14 protein-coding genes are annotated in these 16,054 nt (G+C 71.6%); 12 read left to right on the plus strand and 2 right to left on the minus strand.

The annotated features are described in order from the left end of the window. The 4 genes from AB0J66_RS03210 to AB0J66_RS03225 all read left to right on the plus strand — a co-directional run bounded on the left by AB0J66_RS03210 (nucleotide 1) and on the right by AB0J66_RS03225 (nucleotide 3,954). Nucleotides 1-315, plus strand: coding sequence for a TusE/DsrC/DsvC family sulfur relay protein (locus AB0J66_RS03210; protein WP_364655215.1), 315 nt, complete (start codon nucleotides 1-3; stop codon nucleotides 313-315). A 13-nt stretch (nucleotides 316-328) separates the two neighbouring features. Then, nucleotides 329-844, plus strand: a complete 516-nt coding sequence (locus AB0J66_RS03215) for a DsrE/DsrF/DrsH-like family protein (protein WP_364655217.1) — start codon at nucleotides 329-331, stop codon at nucleotides 842-844. Nucleotides 845-1,195: 351 nt separating this feature from the next. Further along, entirely contained in the window at nucleotides 1,196-1,711 is a 516-nt protein-coding gene (locus AB0J66_RS03220; RefSeq protein ID WP_364655219.1) for a hypothetical protein, read from the plus strand. 260 nt (nucleotides 1,712-1,971) lie between these two features. Next, a complete protein-coding gene (locus AB0J66_RS03225) occupies nucleotides 1,972-3,954 on the plus strand; it encodes a cellulose binding domain-containing protein (protein WP_364655221.1) in 1,983 nt (660 codons plus the stop codon). 62 nt (nucleotides 3,955-4,016) lie between these two features. Here the strand turns inward: AB0J66_RS03225 and AB0J66_RS03230 are convergent, their stop codons facing one another. Continuing rightward, nucleotides 4,017-5,534 (minus strand): alpha/beta hydrolase, encoded by a 1,518-nt coding sequence (locus AB0J66_RS03230; protein ID WP_364655222.1) that lies wholly within the window; start codon nucleotides 5,532-5,534, stop codon nucleotides 4,017-4,019. Between the two features lie 145 nt (nucleotides 5,535-5,679). Between AB0J66_RS03230 and AB0J66_RS03235 the strand changes: the two genes are divergently transcribed. From AB0J66_RS03235 to AB0J66_RS03255, 5 genes are all read left to right on the plus strand, one after another. Next, a complete protein-coding gene (locus AB0J66_RS03235; RefSeq protein ID WP_364655224.1) occupies nucleotides 5,680-5,841 on the plus strand; it encodes a hypothetical protein in 162 nt (53 codons plus the stop codon). 73 nt (nucleotides 5,842-5,914) lie between these two features. Next, the gene (locus AB0J66_RS03240; protein WP_364655225.1) at nucleotides 5,915-8,857 is read left to right on the plus strand and encodes a PAS domain S-box protein; all 2,943 of its coding nucleotides are present in this window, start codon (nucleotides 5,915-5,917) and stop codon (nucleotides 8,855-8,857) included. Between the two features lie 50 nt (nucleotides 8,858-8,907). After that, on the plus strand, nucleotides 8,908-10,965 hold the full coding sequence (locus AB0J66_RS03245; RefSeq protein WP_364655227.1) for a DUF4132 domain-containing protein: 2,058 nt from the start codon (nucleotides 8,908-8,910) through the stop codon (nucleotides 10,963-10,965). Nucleotides 10,966-11,005: 40 nt separating this feature from the next. Then, nucleotides 11,006-11,440, plus strand: a complete 435-nt coding sequence (locus AB0J66_RS03250; RefSeq protein ID WP_364655228.1) for an SRPBCC family protein — start codon at nucleotides 11,006-11,008, stop codon at nucleotides 11,438-11,440. Beyond that, the gene (locus tag AB0J66_RS03255; RefSeq protein ID WP_364655230.1) at nucleotides 11,427-11,756 is read left to right on the plus strand and encodes a metalloregulator ArsR/SmtB family transcription factor; all 330 of its coding nucleotides are present in this window, start codon (nucleotides 11,427-11,429) and stop codon (nucleotides 11,754-11,756) included. The genes AB0J66_RS03250 and AB0J66_RS03255 overlap by 14 nt, the downstream gene beginning before the upstream one ends. A 9-nt stretch (nucleotides 11,757-11,765) precedes the next feature. On the opposite strand, the gene AB0J66_RS03260 is transcribed toward AB0J66_RS03255, so the two are convergent. After that, complete coding sequence (locus AB0J66_RS03260; RefSeq protein WP_364655232.1) at nucleotides 11,766-12,866, minus strand: SigB/SigF/SigG family RNA polymerase sigma factor; 1,101 nt, start codon at nucleotides 12,864-12,866, stop codon at nucleotides 11,766-11,768. 127 nt (nucleotides 12,867-12,993) lie between these two features. Here AB0J66_RS03260 and AB0J66_RS03265 point away from each other — a divergent pair, with 127 nt between their 5' ends. Genes AB0J66_RS03265 through AB0J66_RS03275 form a run of 3 tightly spaced genes read left to right on the plus strand, consistent with a single transcriptional unit; the run spans nucleotide 12,994 to nucleotide 16,054 of the window. Beyond that, entirely contained in the window at nucleotides 12,994-13,515 is a 522-nt protein-coding gene (locus tag AB0J66_RS03265) for a GAF domain-containing protein (RefSeq protein ID WP_364655233.1), read from the plus strand. Nucleotides 13,516-13,524: 9 nt separating this feature from the next. Next, entirely contained in the window at nucleotides 13,525-14,229 is a 705-nt protein-coding gene (locus AB0J66_RS03270; protein WP_364655234.1) for a GAF and ANTAR domain-containing protein, read from the plus strand. A gap of 28 nt (nucleotides 14,230-14,257) precedes the next feature. Beyond that, on the plus strand, nucleotides 14,258-16,054 hold the full coding sequence (locus AB0J66_RS03275) for a thiamine pyrophosphate-requiring protein (RefSeq protein WP_364655235.1): 1,797 nt from the start codon (nucleotides 14,258-14,260) through the stop codon (nucleotides 16,052-16,054).

Consider the following 16,054-nt stretch of genomic DNA (forward strand, 5'->3'; position numbering starts at 1 on the left):
ATGTCTGTCACCAGCATCGCCGGCCGCGACATCCACGTCGACGCCGAGGGCTTCCTGACCAGCTACGACGAATGGACCCCGGAGCTGGCCGAGCAGCTCGCCGCCCAGATCGGCATCGACCTCACCGACGCGCACCGCAAGGTGATCACCTGCCTGCGCGACGACTACACCGCACACGGCGAGACGGCCACCCTGCGCCGAGTCACGTCCCTCAGCGGGGTCGGCACCAAGGAGCTGTTCGCCCTGTTCCCCAAGAAGCCGGCCAAGAAGATGGCTTACATCGCCGGCCTGCCCAAGCCGCACGGTTGCGTTTGAAACGGAGCATTCCATGACCAGTCCCGAAGCAGTGCCGGCCATCGTCCCGAATTTCGACGACGACCGCACCGAGGGCCGCAAGCTTGCCGTCATCTGCTCCAAAGGCACCCTCGACATGGCCTACCCCGGCCTCGTGCTCGCCAACGCGGCGTTGGGTGAGGGCGTCGAGACGCACCTGTTCTTCACGTTCTGGGGCTTTGACATGATCACGAAGTCGCGGATGGGGAACCTCAAGTTCACCCTGCTGGGCAACACCGCCACCCACCTGCCGCAAGGTGTCGGCGGCCTGCCCGGGATGACCGCGCTGGCCACCCACCAGATGAAGAAGCAGATCGCCGACCTCGGCGTGCCCGAGGTGCCGGAATTCCTGGAACATATCGTCGCTTCCGGCGGCCACCTGTGGGCCTGCCGGATGTCCGCCGACATGATGCACCTGAACAAGGAGGACCTCTACGACGGCGTCGAGGACATCATCAACGCATCTGACTTCATAGAGAAGACCGACGGCGCTCAGCTGCTGTTCATCTGATCAGCGGTTCGCGCGCCCTGGCACAGGTCGACGGCTACCGGCCCGGCGACGCTGCGAGGTGCGGCGGCCAGCATGGCCGGGCTGGTGCGCTGGCGAGGGTTACTGCTTCGTGTGATCGACGGGACCACCTTGAACGCGGCGGACAGCGCGGCGAATCTGGCCAGATACTCCAAACAGCGTGGGGTCGTCTCGGTGGGTCGAGCTATCCGATGCTGCGGCTGGCCACGGTCATGGCCTGTGGCACCACGTGCTGGCGGTCGTGGCCGGACGCGGCGCGCATCTGCTGATGTGGGCCAAGACCGGCCGTGACGGCCCGAAGCTGCGCCGATTCCCCACAGCTCTTACCAGTCGGTGTTCGGCGGCCAGAGTGTCCGGGTCATCGACGCCGAGATCAGCGTCAAGACGAAGACCGCAACGGCCAATGGTGCCTACCGGTTGATCACCACCGCTCGACGCGGACGTCTAGCCCTGGCCGCTGCCCGCGATCAGATCGTCCACGCCGCCGGTGTCATCGCCGGCACCGTCATCGACCTTGTGGGCAAGACCGGCCGCCTCGTCCTGAACGACCTGCTGCCCGAACGACGGCTACCGGTCAATGCCCGCACCGTCAAACGAGCAATCTCCAGGCACGACGCTCGCGGCCCGAACATCGACCGACGTGCCTACCAGGCCACCATCAGCCTCATCATTCTCGCCCCGGGCCCATCTCGACAGCCAGCCCAGACCCTTAACCACGGCATTGCCCCTGGTGTGGCACCGCTGGCAGCCGAGTGGTCGCTGAGCGAGGCCACGATGTGCCTGCGGGCCGCGGTCGGCGGTAGTCGTTCGGTAGATGCCATTGGGCCACAGCAGCCGGCCCGGTCATGACCAGGCGCACCCCGATCGGCTCGGACTTGAGAAGACGGGGGAGGAACTTCCACTGGCTCCTGATCGAGCACGTCATTCAGCCGATCGTGTCGGCTGCACTCTCGATCACGGGCGGCGTCGACCAGACGGTGGTGGATTCATTCATTGACTTTGATCACTTTAACGGCGACGATTGGGAGCGCTCCCATATCGGTTGGGCCTGGAGGCATGTGGTGCGATCCTCGGTATTTCGGCGTGTCTTGAGCGGTACGGCATTGGCGGTGGCGGTCGCGGTGGGGGCGGTGGTGCCGACGGGAGCCAGCGCGGCGGCGGAGGCCGTCACGCGGGTCGATGTGGATGTCAGGGCGGGTCTGGCGACCGTGGGGGACCTCGCGCTGGGGGTCAACCACGCGATCTGGGACTCGGAGCTCGGCACGCCGGCGGTGACCGATCTGCTCGGCGACGCAGGCGTCCAGATGGTGCGTTACCCGGGCGGGTCCTACGCCGACATCTATCACTGGAAGGATCACACCGCGCCGGGTGGCTATGTGGCGCCGAACACCGACTTCGACACCTTCATGGCGGGGGCGCGGCGGACCGGCGCCGAGCCGATGATCATCGCTAACTACGGGACCGGCACAGCGAAGGAAGCGGCCGATTGGGTGCGCTATGCCAACGTCACCAAGGGGTACGGGGCGAAATACTGGGCGATCGGCAATGAGAACTACGGCAACGGGCACTACGGGTCGGCGTGGGAAGCGGACGACCACGCGGACAAGAGCCCCAAGGAGTACGCGGCGAATGTCGTGGCCTACTCGCAAGCCATGAAAGCGGTCGACCCGACCATCAAGATCGGGGCCGTCCTGACGATGCCCGGGAACTGGCCGGACGGAATCGTGGCGGCGGGGGACCAGGGCAGCTGGAACGAGGAAGTGCTGACCCGGGCCGGCGCCGCCATCGATTTCGTGGACGTCCACTGGTATCCGGGCGGCAGCACACCGGCCGAAGCGCTGACCAAGACCGCGCACATCGAGGACGCCGTCTATCTCTTGAAACAGCAGATTCAGCGGTACGCCGGTGACGGCAACATCAGAATCAGCATGACCGAAACGAATGTCGACGTCGGGCGCAACACGCAACCCGGCGCGCTGTTCCTGGCCGATGTGTACAGCGGACTGCTCGAACAGGGCGTCTTCACGGTTCAGTGGTGGAATGTGCACAACGGCATCGGCGATGTCACCACGGTGGCGGGGCACACCGACTACGACGATTTCGGTCTGCTGTCGAGCGGCAATTGCCAGGACGACGTCTGCCAGCCGCCGCTCAACACCCCGTTCGCTCCCTACTATGCGCTGTCGTTGATGGGTGACTTCGCCCGCACGGGCGACCAGTTCGTCGGCACGGGCACGGACAACGCCCTGGTGAGCTCGCACGCGGTCCGCCGCGCCAACGGTGACCTGGCGGTGCTGCTGATCAACAAGGATCCGGGCGCGGAGCACACCGTCGCCCTGAACTACCACGGCTTCACCCCGGCCTCGGGCGCTCCGCAGGTCGCCGCCTTCGCCAACGGCGCCGGCGCGATCTCCACGGGAGCTGAGGGCAGCGCGGCCGGGCAGACGCTTGCTCCGTACGAGCTCAAGCTGGTCACCCTGCACCCGGCCGGCCCGGTCCCGGCGGGGCCGAAGGCGCCCGCCCAGCCGGCCGCGACCGTCACCGACCGCACCGCGACGATCTCCTGGCCGCCGGCCGGCGCGGGCCTGAAGTACGAGGTGTACCGGCAGAACGGCGGGATCAGCGAGCAGCTCGGCGAGACCACGGCAACGTCCCTGACCGTACGTAACCTCGACCCGGGCCGCCGTTACACCGTGAACGTGCTGGCCCGTGACGGAGCGGGACGGGTGTCGCCGAGCTCGCCGCCGGTGACCTTCACGACCGGCAGCCCGGCCCAGGCCCCGTGCACGGTGAAGTTCCGCGACACCAGCGACTGGGGCAACGGCTACGTCGGCTCAATCGACATCACCAACAACGCCGCCGGCCCGGTCAACGGCTGGACGCTCACCTACACCTGGCCGACCACGTGGCAGAGCGTGAGCAGCGGCTGGAGCGCCACCTGGGAGCAGACCGGCCGCACGGTCCGCGTGACCAGCGATGCCGGCCTGGCCGCCGGCGCCACCACGACGGTCGGCTTCGTCGGCTCCTACAGCGGCCCGAACGTCCTGCCCAGCACCTTCACCCTCAACGGCGCAGTCTGTACGACCGTCTAAGGAGGCGTAAGCGAGCGTCCGCGGTGACCCAGAGGTAGGGGGCCGCGGACGCTCGCGTGGTTCTATGCGGGGAACGGGGTGCGATCCTGTGCGCAGCGGGTGCCCTTCGGCGGCACGGCGCCGCCGATCAGGTACTTCGTGTACCAGTCGGTGACGCAGGTGCTGAAGCTGCTGGTGTGGCCGAAGCCGTCCATCGTGAGCAGCCGGGCGTTGCCGAGCTCGCGTTCCATGCGCTGGGCGAAGGCGTAGCGAGTGGCCGGGTCGTACGTGGGGTTGACCAGCAGCACCGTCGCCGAGGTCTTACGGTTCCACGGGCCGTTGTAGCGTTCGGTGGTCCGCGGCCAGTTGGCGCAGCCGACCTCGCTGAACGCCTCCATCCGGCCGAAGGTCGGGTGGGCCGCCTCGAACGCCGCCGCGAAGCCGGGGTAGAGGGCCGGGTTGCGCGGCAGCGGCGCGTCGGCGCAGTTCACCGCGAAAGAGGCGTCGTTCCCGCTGTACGAGTACGCGTCCGGCAGCCCACCCCGGGCCGGCACGGCCGGCAGGTCGATCTTCCGAGCCGACAGCGGAGTGGGCGCCCCGGTGATCGTGTCGTACGCGAGCCGTAGGACGTCGGCCAGCGAAGGGAACGCGGCGACGTCGTACATGCTCGACGCGACGTAGCCCGTGAAGTCGTCCAGCGTCACCACCCCGTACCCCGGCAGCGTCACCGGCCCCTGCCGGAACCGGAGCCGCACCTTCTCGTACTTGCCCCGGGCGTGGCCCGAGAGCGCACAAGCGTCCCCGGCGGTGTCGCAGGCGCGCAGAAAGCCGTCGAGGGCGGTCTCGAAGCCGCCGGCCCGTTCGAACTTGTTGGCCAGCCGCCGGTTCGTGCGCTGGTCGGGATCGACGTTGCCGTCGAGCACGACCGCCCGGACCTTGTTCGGGAACAGGTTCACGTAGGTGGCGCCGAGGTGCGTGCCGTACGAGTACCCGATGTAGTTCAGTTTGGTGTCGCCCACCGCCTGGCGCAGCCGGTCGAGGTCCTTGGCCACGTTGAGCGTGCTCATGTGCTCGAGCAGCGGCCCGGCGTCGCGTTTGCAGGCCTCGGTGTAGGCGTAGTTGGCGCGCAGCGTGCTCGCGATCTGCGCCTTGCTGATCGGGACGAGCGTCATCTGGGCGAGCAGCGCCTCGGCCTCGGCGTCGGTGGCGAAGCACTGCAGCGGGTCGCTGGCCCCGATGCCGCGCGGGTCGAAGCCGACGATGTCGAAGCGGGCGAGCACGTCGGCCGAGACGAGCTCGTCGGCATAGGTGACCATGCCGCGGCCGGCCCCGCCGGGACCTCCCGGGTTGAGGAAGAGGCTGCCGATCCGGTGGGCCGGGTCGGTGGCCGGGCGGCGGGAGAGGGCGATGGTCGTGGTGGCGCCGCCGGGCCGGTCGTGGTCCAACGGCACTTCTTTCGTCGCGCACTGGTAGCCGGCCAGCTCCTCCTCCGCGCAGGCGGTCCAGGTGAGCGCGGGTGGGGCGGCGCCGGCGGTGGACGGCGCGGTCAGCCCGGCCGACAGGACGGCGAGGGCGAGAACGGCGACCTTCGATAGGGACATGCCGCCATCGTCACATGACATTCATCTCGATCGTTCCCTGAAAAAACCAGTAGGAGGTGACCCCCATCCCACGTACGTATCAGCGCCGATGTCTCCGGGTACAAGCAAAGTCGTACAGGTCAAGATCAAAACATGGAGGTACGTCATGAGCGACGCCGCCGAGAAGCGTGAAGAACTCGAAGAGCTGGCCAAGGAGCGCGTCGAGGAGCTGCCGGGCGAGACCGCGCTCGGTCACCGTGACCCCGAGGCGGGCGGCGAGGGCGACCCGAAGGACTACGAGGGCAACAAGGACGTCCAGCTCCCGTGACGGGAAGGGCCCGGCCGATCGCGGCCGGGCCTGGTTGCCTCAAGGCCGCCGGGGGCCGGCCGATAGAGGCGGCATGTCTCTGCGGCACTCAGGCAACGCACAGGCGGCCGTTCGGCAGGACGGTCCGGCGCACAGCACGACCGTCCTGGACAGGCTGACCCGCCTGGCCGCCCGGCTGCTGCGCGTCCCGGTGGCGGCGGTCTCCCTCGTCGGCGACAGCCGTCAGGTCTTCCTGAGCACGGTCGGCCAGTCGCCGGAGCTCGCCTACGCGCCGTGCCGGCACGTGATCGAGGCCGACGCCCCGCAGATCGTCAGCGACGCGCGGGCGCGCACCGCGGCTCCCGGCGCCGGCGGCTATGCGGGCTTCCCGCTGCGCTCCCCGCGCGGCGAGACCCTCGGCTCGTTCTGCGTCGTCGACGTCGAGCCGCGGGACTGGACGGCCGAGGAGCTCGCCACCCTCGAGGACCTGGCCGCCGCGGCCGAGGCGGAGCTGGCGGCGCGGCGGGCCGACACCGAGATGCGCGCCCGCGCGGCCCGGTCCCAGGGCCGGCTCGACGCGGCCAACGCGGTCTCGGTCGACCGGGTGGAGACCCGGTTCCGCTCGATGTTCGAGTCGTCGCCGATCGGCGTGGCCCTGGTCGGGCTGGACGGCTCGTGGGTGCGGGTCAACGCCGCGGTCGCCGACATCACCGGCTACTCGATCGACGAGCTGCTCGCCGGCACCTTCCAGTCGATCACCCACCCGGCCGACCTCGACTCCTGCCTCGACCTGGTGGCCCGGATGGTTGCGGGCGAGGCGCACAGCGCGCGCCTGCAGAAGCGGTACGTCCGCCGCGACGGCACCTCCGTGTGGTGCATGGTGTCCGTGGTGCTGCTGCGCGACGACGAGGGCCGGCCGCTGCAGTTCCTGATGCAGATGGTCGACATCGACGTGGAGCGGCGCAGCCAGGACCAGGCCGAGGCGCTGGCCGCCCGGGAGACGTACCGCCTGCGCACCACCATCAGCATCCAGCGTGAGGTGGCCGCGGCCGCCTCCGACCTCGGCACGGCCCTGCGGCTGATCGCCGAGCGGACCCTGACCGCCATCCCGGCCGACGGCGCCGTGGTCGGGCTCGTCGAGGACGAGGTCCTCCGGCCCGCCGCCACGGCCGGCTCGCTGGCCCACCGGACGATGTTCGAGGCGCCGCTCGACGGCTCGCTCTCCGGGCTGGCGGTTCGCACGAAGACGACGCTGCGCTGCGACGACACCACCACGGACCCGCGCGTTCAGCCGGCCCTGGCCCAGGCCCTCGGCATGCGCTCGCTGATCATCGCGCCGCTGCTCGTCGACGGCAAGCCGGTCGGCGTGCTCACGGTCTCCAGCGGCCGTCCCCACGCCTTCGACGACGCCGACGCGCAGCAGCTCACCCTGCTGGCCGACGCGCTCTCCGGCGCGCTGCGCCACGCCGAGGAGGCCGAGCACCGCGCCCGCCTGCTCGCCCAGGCCAACGAGGCAGTGGCCGCGCTGCAGCTCAGCGAGGCCCGGTTCCGCTCGTCGTTCGACAACAGTCCGCTCGGCATGGCGATCACCAGCCTGCGCCCGGGCGATCTCGGCACCGTGCTGCAGGCCAATCCGGCCCTGGCCGAGATCACGGGCTACGCCATGGAGGAGCTGACCGGCCGGACGGTGCACCACTACCACCACCCATACGATCACGCGGAGACCGACCGCACCCTGGCTGCGCTCCGCGACGGCGCGCTCGACACGGGCATCGCGGCCAAGCGTTACCGGCATGCCGACGGGCACATCGTCTGGGTGCAGATCCACGGCGCGGTCGTCCGCGACGAGAACGGCCGCCCGCTTCACCTGATCACGCAGGTGCAGGACGTGACCGCCCGCCGGGCCATGGACGAGCAACTGCGCCAGCGGGCCCAGCTGCTCGACCTCACCCAGGACGCGGTGATCGTGCGCGATCTGAGCGGGCGGGTCCTCTACTGGAACCCGGCGGCCGAGCGGGTCTACGGCTGGCCGGCCGACCTGATCATCGGGCACGACCTCGACCGTCTCCTCGGCACCGAGTGGACCGGCGGCGACGACCGCCGCTCGGTCACCGACACGTTGCTGCGCGACGGCCTGTGGGCGGGCGAGATCGAGCACCGGCGGGCCGACGGCCGCCGGGTGACGGTGCTGTCCCGCAAGGCGGTGCAGTGCGACGAGGACGGCAACCCGTTCGCCATCCTGTCCATCAACACCGACGTCACGGCCGGCCGCGAGGCCGAGCGGGCCCGCGACGCCGCCATCGCCGACCTGGCCGAGCGCAACTGCCAGCTCGAGGCGGCCAACCAGCTCAAGCAGGACCTGATCGGCATGCTCGGCCACGAGATCGGCAACCCGCTCTCGTCCATCATGGGCTACACCGAGACCCTGTTCGACAGCTGGGACGTGCTGCCGCCGGAGCGCCAGAAGGTGATGCTGGGCGCCGTCGACCGCAACGCCCAGCTGCTCGACGGCATCGTCCGGGAGGTGCTGGCCATGGTCGCCGTGGACGCCGGCAAGCTCACGGCCGTCCCCGAGCCGGTGGCCGTCCGCGCCCACCTGGAGGCCACTCTGACCTGCTCCGACCCCGGGGTCCGGGCGCTCGACCGGTTCGGCTCGGCGAGCCGGGTCCAGGCCCGCGTCGAGTGCCGGGACGACCTGAAGGCGGCGGTGCAGCCCGGCCACCTCGACCAGATGCTGACCAACCTGATCTCCAACGCGGCCAAGTACGGCGGCGGGGCCACCGCCCTGATCGCCGAGACGGCCGGCGACCAGGTCCGCATCGTCGTGCGGGACAACGGCGCCGGCGTCCCGGCCGACCTGCGGCCGCACCTGTTCACCCGCTTCGCCCGGGCCGAGGGCACCGCCGGCACGGTCAAGGGCACCGGGCTGGGTCTCTACATCGTCCGCGAGCTGGCCCGGGCCAACGGCGGCGACCTGAGCTACGAGCCCGCCCCGGACGGCGGCTCGATGTTCGTGATCACGCTGCCCGCCGCCTGACGCGCTCCGGTACGGTCTCCGGGCCGGGGAAACGATGTGGAGGCTCAGTGATGGCGGGCGACGAGCCGGATCCGACCGTGATGGCCTGGGCCGACGGCGAGCGGGAACGCTGGCTGGCCCGGGCCGCCGTCCTCGATCACGGCCGGGCCGAGCCCGACTGGCCGCGGGTGGTGGCCGGCGCCGACCACCTCTCCGACCTGCACCCGATGCAGGTGGCGTGGCTGTTCGGCCAGGGCCCGGAGAGCTCGGCCCGGGCGCTGCTGAAGCCGATCCTGTTGCGGCACGCCCAGCGGACCGACATCGGCCTGGTCGCGGTGGCCCGGCTGGAGCTGGACGCGCTCGCGTTCGCGCTCGGCGAGGCGGGGGAGAGCCCGGACCGCCGGGGCTTCCTGCTGCTGCCGTTCCGGGGCCCGGCGCCGGCGCTGCTGGTCGCGGGGTGGTTGCGGCATCTCGGATCGGCCCGGCTCTGGGCCCGCCTCTGGCTGGACCGGCACCCCGAGGCGGCCGTACGGGCCCTGACGCCGGCCGCGGCCGGTCGGGCGGGCAAGACGCGGCAGAACGCCGAGGACGCGCTCGCCTACCTCGCCGACCGTCCCCTCGGCCGCCCGATGGGGAAGCCGACGGCACTGTTCGAGATGCTGCCGGAGATCGGTCTGCCCGAGGACGAGACCCTGCGTCTGGTCGGCGCCCTGACCTGGTCCGGGCTGGCCGATCCGCCCGAGCCCGCCCCAGGCGACCCGGCGCCGGCCGGCGGCCCACCGGTCGCGGTCGAGTCGTCGGCCGCCGCCCAGCCGGAGGTGCGGCCGCTCGAGCCCGGGGCCGCGGCCGTCCTGGCCCGCTGCGACCGGCCGAGCCTGGCCGCGTACGGCCACAAGCTGCTCGACGACTGGCTGACGGCCGACATGCCCGCCGCCGGGGCCTGGATGTTGCTGGCCCAGGCCCATCTCGGCGACGACTCCACGTGGGACAGGCTGGCCCCACTGCTCAAGTCGTGGCCGGCCCGCAGCCGCTGGCTGCGCGCGATCGACGGCTACGCCGTGCTGGCCACCGCCGGCACCGACGCGGCGCTGCGGCACCTGATCGCCATCGAGGAGGGCATGTCGGGCGGCCCGATGACCGATCGGGCCCGCACCTACCTCACGCAGGCCGCGGCCCGGCGCGGGCTGTCGGTGACCCAGCTGGCCGACCGGCTCGCCGTCACGCACGGCCTCGACGAGGGTGTCACGCTCGACTACGGCCCGCGCGCGTTCGCCGTCCGAACCGACGAGCATCTGGTTCCGTACGTCGTGGGCGCGGACGGGCGGCGGCTGGCGCGGCCACCGAAGCCGGGCGTGCGGGATACCGATCCCGGGGGCTACGAACGATTCGTACGGCTCAAGAAGGATCTCAAGGCGAGCGCTGCCGCGCAGATCGCGCGGCTGGAGCGCGACATGCTCCGCCACCGGCGGCGCCCGGCCGGTGACCTGGCGGCCGTCGTCCTGCCGCATCTAGTCCTGGGACCGATCGCGCGGCGGCTGTTGTGGGCCGAGTACGACACCGGCGGGCGCGTCTTGCGGGCGCTGCGGATCGCCGAGGACGGTACCTTCGCCGATGTCCACGAGACGACCGCGACCGTCGCCCCGGACGTGCTCCTCGGGCTCGTGCACCCGGCCGAGCTGGCGCCGGGGGAGCTCGCCGGCTGGGTTCAGATCTTCGCCGACTACGAGATCCTGCAACCGTTTCCCCAGGTGCACCGGCCGGCGGTCGCCCTGACCGAGCGGCAGCGGGCCGCGACCAGCCTGGCCGTGGCCAAGCCGGTGCCGTCGGACCGGATCGTCGACCTGCGGACCAGGTCGTGGCACGGCAACGGATTCAACGCGCCGGGCCGGGTGCACACCCAAATGAACCACCTGCTGCCGGGCGGGCTGGACCTGGTGGTCGAGCTCGAGCCGGGCGTGACCATGTCGGTCCCGAACGCCGCCGACGAGCAGCGGATCACCGAGATCTGGGCCGACGACGCCGACTCGGGCCACTGGCAGCGGGCCCGGCGGATCCCGATGGGCTCGTGCGACGCGGCCGCCCTGTCCGAATTGCTGGTGGCCCTAGACGCAACCATGGAGTTGCTATAAGTTGAGTGGCAACCAAACGGTTGCTACTCAGGAGGCAGTCATGGCTTTTCCCGATCGCATCGAGCGCACCCTCGACCTGGCCCAGCCGCCCGAGCGCGTCTGGGCGGCGCTCACCACCGCCGAGGGCCTCGGCACCTGGTTCGGTAACAGCGCCGAGGTCGACCTGCGCGTCGGCGGCCGGATCACACTGGCCTGGACCAGCGGCGACACTGCCACGCTGACCATCGAGCGGCTCGAGCCGCCGGCCGTGCTCGGCTACACGTGGGCGATCTACGGGCTGCCCCAGGACGACCCCCGGCGGACGTACGTGGAGTTCACCCTCGCCCCGGCCGGCGCCGGCACCACCCTGACCGTGGTCGAGAGCGGCTTCGCCCAGCTCCCGGAGGACGACCACAAGAAGGCGTTCGACGGCAACACCGGCGGCTGGACCAACGAGCTGGGCGAGCTGGTCGCGTACCTCGATGGCCGGCTCTGACCGCGAAGCGGTCGCCCAGGAGGTCTTCACCGCCCTGGCCGACCCGACCCGGCGCGAGATCGTGGCCGCGCTGGCCTCGGGCGGCCCGGCCACCGCGACCGACCTCGCCGCCCGCCTGCCGATCAGCCGGCAGGCCATCGCCAAGCACCTGACCCTGCTGGCCGAGGCCGAGCTCGTCATCGCCGAGCCGGGGGAGCGGCGCCGGGTCCGCTTCCGCGTCAACTCCGCCCCGATGAAGGTCGCCCAGCAGTTCCTGGCCGCCCTCGCCCGCGACTGGGACGGCCCGCTGGCCACCCTGAAGGAGACGCTGGGCTGACCCCGGCGGCTAGCTGTGGGCGCGGAGGCCCGCGATCTCGGCGACGCGGCGGACGAAGGGCTGCATGCCGGTGAGGGCGATCCGGACGCCGCGGCCGGCGGCGGCGCGGCGGAGGGCGATCAGAGTCTCGATGCCGGCCGCGTCGAGCGTCGGGACGCGGGTGAGGTCGAGCGTGATGGTCGTGTTGTCGGAGCGGGCGAGCAGGGGCTGGACGGCCGCGCGGAGCTGGCTCCTGTTGTCCCGGTCGATCTCGCCGATCACCCGCAGCCAGGGGCCGCCGCCGGTGCGCAGCTCGGGGATGACCTTCAGGTTCCCGTTCTGGTCGGCCTCGCCCGGCCACGGCGGCAGGGCGTCGCTGAGCATCGCCTCCCGCAGCCAGGTGAGGGCGCGGGTCAGCAGCCGGGAGACGTGCATCTGGGAGATGCCCAGCTCCTCGCCGATCTCCTGCTGGGTCCGGTTGCCGTGGAAGCGCATGGTCAGGATGTGCCGTTCGCGTTCGGGCAGCCGGTCGAGCAGGTCGGCCAGGCTCACCCGGTCGGGCACCGACTCCAGGTCGTGGTCGTCCGAGCCGATCAGGTCGCCCAGCTCGGCCCCGCCGTCGCCGGTGGGCTGGCTCAGCGACGTGGCGCGGTAGCCGGCGCTGGACACCAGGGCGGCCCGCACGTCTTCGCGGTCGATGCCGCACCGGTCGGCCAGCTCGGTCTCGGTCGGCCACCGGCCCAGCTCGCTGGTGAGGTCCTGGCGGGCCCGGCCGACGGCCAGGGCCAGCTCCTGCAGCCGGCGTGGCACGTGCACGTTCCAGCCGTTGTCACGGAAGTGGCGCTTGATCTCACCGGTGATCACCGAGACGGCGTACGCGGTGAACGAGCCCCGCTCGGGGTCGTAGCGCTCGACCGCCTTGACCAGGCCGAGCCGGGCGACCTGGGTGACGTCGTCGGCCGGCTCGGAGCTGTTGCGGTAGCGCCGGGCGAGCCGGTCGGCCATCGGGAGCATGATCTCGATCGTGGCGTCGCGGAGGCGGCGGGCCCGGGTGGCGTCCGCGGCGTCGCGGCCGGCGGCGTAGCTCTCGGCGATCACGTCGAGGTTCTCGAGCTGTGCGTGTGCGGACATGGAGACTCCTCCGGTGTTGTCCGCGGACACAGGGCGGAGAGCATGACCAGCGACAGCAAGGTTCCCGAGAGAGTTGTCTTCAAACAAAAGAGGTTTTTTCGGGGTGACGCCGGGAAGCCAGAGTGCCATGCCCGTTGATCAAAGAGCGCTCGCGACCAGCTTGGAAACCCTGGGCGCCGCCGGCCTGGACGGTGACCGACGGCCCCTGGCGGAACGTCTGGACGAGGTGATGACGGCCGCCCGCGATATGATCCACGTCGATGGGGTGGGTCTGATGCTGCTGGACGACGCCGGTGCGCTGCGGTTGGCCGGCGCCTCCACTCCGGCCGGGATGGCGCTCGAGCGGGCCCAGCTGCGGCTGAATTGCGGCCCGGGCATCGACTGCGTGCGGGAGAACGAGACCGTCGCGGTGGCCGACCTGGCCGCCGCCGACGACTACGCCCCCGTATGGGCCGACCTGGAAAGAGGCGAGGAACCGGTTCGGGCGGTACTGTCCGTTCCGGTACAGGTGGCCGGCTCGGTCGTCGGCACGCTCAACGTGCTTCGCACCGAGCCCCAGGCCTGGGATTTCGACAGCGTCCGGGCCGCCGAGGCGTACGCCGAGCTCATCTCGGTGCTGCTCCGCCTCGGCGCCACCGCTCAGGAATGAGGAGGCCCGATGCCGAACATCGATCCGGAAGTCCTCGCGGGCAGCCTGCGCCGGCTCGAGAAGCTGGGCAGCGGCGACGTCCCCGGCGCGGTGGCCGACGTCGTGCACGCCGCCGTCGACCTGTTCGGGGTCACCGGCAGCGGGTTGATGATCGCCGACGAGGAGAACAGCCTGCGCTACGTGGCGGCCAGCAACGCGCCCAGCAAGATCATGGAGCAGGCGCAGAGCACCACCGGCGAGGGCCCGTGCGTGTCGGCGTTCGTCCACAACCGCGTCGTGCACACCGACGACCTGCGCCAGGACGCCCGCTGGCCGCGTATCCACGACACCTTCCTGCAGCACGGCGTCGTCTCGGTGCTGGGCGCGCCGGTGCGCCTGGGCGGGGTGCCGGTCGGCACGCTCGACGTCTTCCACGACGTGCCGCACGACTGGGACGAGACCGAGGCGGCCGCCCTGGAGCGGTACACCGGCCTGCTCGAGGCGACGCTGAGCACGGCCCTGGCCGCGCAGCGGGCCGGCGAGCTGGCCGGGCAGCTGCAGTACGCGCTCGACTACCGCATCGTCATCGAGCGCGCCGTCGGCTACCTGATGGCCCGCCACGAGACCGGCGCCGAGCAGGCGTTCAACCTGCTCCGCAGCACGGCCCGGGGCCAGCGTCGCAAGATCGCCGAGGTCGCCCAGCATCTGCTCGACACCGGCCGCCTGCCCGATTGAGAGGCCCGCCCGGGGGTAGCCCGGAGACATGACTGAGCGCACGGTTTCCGATCTTCTGGTGGAGCGCCTGACGGCGTGGGGCGTCGAGCGGGTGTTCGGCTACTCCGGCGACGGCATCGACGGCGTCCTGGGGGCGCTGCGGCGGGCCGGGCGGCCCGCGTTCGTGCAGGGCCGGCACGAGGAGGCGGCGGCCTTCATGGCGGTCGCCCACGCCAAGTACGCCGGCGGGGTGGGCGTCTGCCTCTCCACCCAGGGGCCGGGGGCGGTGCACCTGCTCAACGGCCTCTACGACGCCAAGCTGGACAGTCAGCCGGTGGTGGCGATCGTCGGGCAGCAGGCCTCGACGGTGCTCGGCAGCGCGTACCAGCAGGAGATCGACCTGCAGCGGCTCTTCGGCGACGTCTGCGCCCAGTTCGTGCAGACCGCACACACCGCCGAGCAGGTGCCGATGCTGATCGACCGGGCGTTCCGGGCGGCGCTGGCCACCCGCAGCCCGGCCTGCGTCATCCTGCCCCACGACGTGCAGTCCGAGCCGGCGCCCGACCCGGCCGGGCACGAGCACGGCGTCCTGGTGACCAGTCCCGGTCTGCGTCCCGCGCGGTTGCTGCCGCGCGAGGAGGACCTGCGCGAGGCGGCCGGCCTGCTGAGCTCGGGGGAGCGCGTCGCGATCCTGGTGGGCCAGGGGGCGTACGGGTCGGAGCGCGAGATCGTCGAGCTGGCCGACCGCCTCGGCGCGGGCGTCGCGGCCTCGCTGCTCGGCAAGCCCGTGCTCGACGAGACCCTGCCCTTCCACACCGGAGTCATGGGGCACCTGGGCACCACGGCCAGCGCCGAGCTGATGCGCAACTGCGACACGCTCCTGCTGATCGGCACGAACGACCCGTGGACCGAGTTCTACCCGGCGCCCGGCCAGGCCCGCGCGGTGCAGATCGACATCGACGGCCGCCGGCTCGGCGTGCGCTACCCGGTCGAGGTGCCCTTGCTCGGCGACGCGTCCGAGACCCTGCGCGCCCTGCTGCCCCTCGTCGAAGCGGCGCGGGACCGAAGCTGGCGGGACCGGGTCGAGGGCTGGGTGCGGCGCTGGCACGAGATCGGCTCGGCGCGGGCCTCAGCGGCGGCCGAGCCGCTCAACCCGCAGCATGTCGTCCGGTCGCTGTCCGGCCCGCTGCCGTCCGACGCCCGGGTCGCGGTCGACGTCGGCTCGGTCGTCTACTGGTACGCCCGCCACCTGCGCCTGCCGGCCGGCGTGCCGGCCCACCTGTCGAGCACGCTCGCGTCGATGGGCTGCGGAATCCCGTACGGCCTGGCGGCCAAGCTGGACGAGCCCGGCCGGCCAGTAGTGGTGCTCTCCGGCGACGGCGGCTTCCAGATGCTCGGCCTGGCCGAGCTGGCCACCGTGGCCGCCCGCTGGCGCGACTGGGCCGACCCGCGCTTCGTCGTCTGCGTACTCGACAACGGCGACCTGGCCGAGGTCAGCTGGGAGCAGCGCGAGATCGAGGGCGAGCCCCGCTTCGCCACCTCCCAGGATCTGCCCCCGGTGCCCTACGCCGGCTACGCCGAGCTGCTCGGCCTGCGCGGCATCGAGGTCAGCGACCCGGCGGCGATGACCGCGGCCTGGGAGACGGCCCTGGCCGCCGACCGGCCCACCGTGATCCACGCCCGGGTCGACCCGGACATCCCCCTGCTGCCGCCGCTGCAGAGCCTCGAGAAGATCAAGCCCATGTACGCCGGGCTCGCGGCCGAGAAGAACGAGCGCGCCGAGGCCCACCTACGGCGGGAACGCGCCGACGAGGGTTTCGACGACGGCTCGGTGGCGGCCGGTTGA

The organism is Actinoplanes sp. NPDC049598, from assembly GCF_040675435.1.
Lineage (GTDB): Bacteria > Actinomycetota > Actinomycetes > Mycobacteriales > Micromonosporaceae > Actinoplanes.

Excerpts from the sequence above, each read along its gene's own strand:
- AB0J66_RS03210 (WP_364655215.1), top strand. The coding sequence starts at position 1 with ATGTCTGTCACCAGCATCGCCGGCCGCGACATCCACGTCGACGCCGAG.
- AB0J66_RS03215 (WP_364655217.1), top strand. The coding sequence starts at position 329 with ATGACCAGTCCCGAAGCAGTGCCGGCCATCGTCCCGAATTTCGACGAC.
- AB0J66_RS03230 (WP_364655222.1), bottom strand. The coding sequence starts at position 5,534 with ATGTCCCTATCGAAGGTCGCCGTTCTCGCCCTCGCCGTCCTGTCGGCC.
- AB0J66_RS03235 (WP_364655224.1), top strand. The coding sequence starts at position 5,680 with ATGAGCGACGCCGCCGAGAAGCGTGAAGAACTCGAAGAGCTGGCCAAG.
- AB0J66_RS03240 (WP_364655225.1), top strand. The coding sequence starts at position 5,915 with ATGTCTCTGCGGCACTCAGGCAACGCACAGGCGGCCGTTCGGCAGGAC.
- AB0J66_RS03245 (WP_364655227.1), top strand. The coding sequence starts at position 8,908 with ATGGCGGGCGACGAGCCGGATCCGACCGTGATGGCCTGGGCCGACGGC.
- AB0J66_RS03250 (WP_364655228.1), top strand. The coding sequence starts at position 11,006 with ATGGCTTTTCCCGATCGCATCGAGCGCACCCTCGACCTGGCCCAGCCG.
- AB0J66_RS03255 (WP_364655230.1), top strand. The coding sequence starts at position 11,427 with ATGGCCGGCTCTGACCGCGAAGCGGTCGCCCAGGAGGTCTTCACCGCC.
- AB0J66_RS03260 (WP_364655232.1), bottom strand. The coding sequence starts at position 12,866 with ATGTCCGCACACGCACAGCTCGAGAACCTCGACGTGATCGCCGAGAGC.
- AB0J66_RS03265 (WP_364655233.1), top strand. The coding sequence starts at position 12,994 with ATGCCCGTTGATCAAAGAGCGCTCGCGACCAGCTTGGAAACCCTGGGC.
- AB0J66_RS03270 (WP_364655234.1), top strand. The coding sequence starts at position 13,525 with ATGCCGAACATCGATCCGGAAGTCCTCGCGGGCAGCCTGCGCCGGCTC.
- AB0J66_RS03275 (WP_364655235.1), top strand. The coding sequence starts at position 14,258 with ATGACTGAGCGCACGGTTTCCGATCTTCTGGTGGAGCGCCTGACGGCG.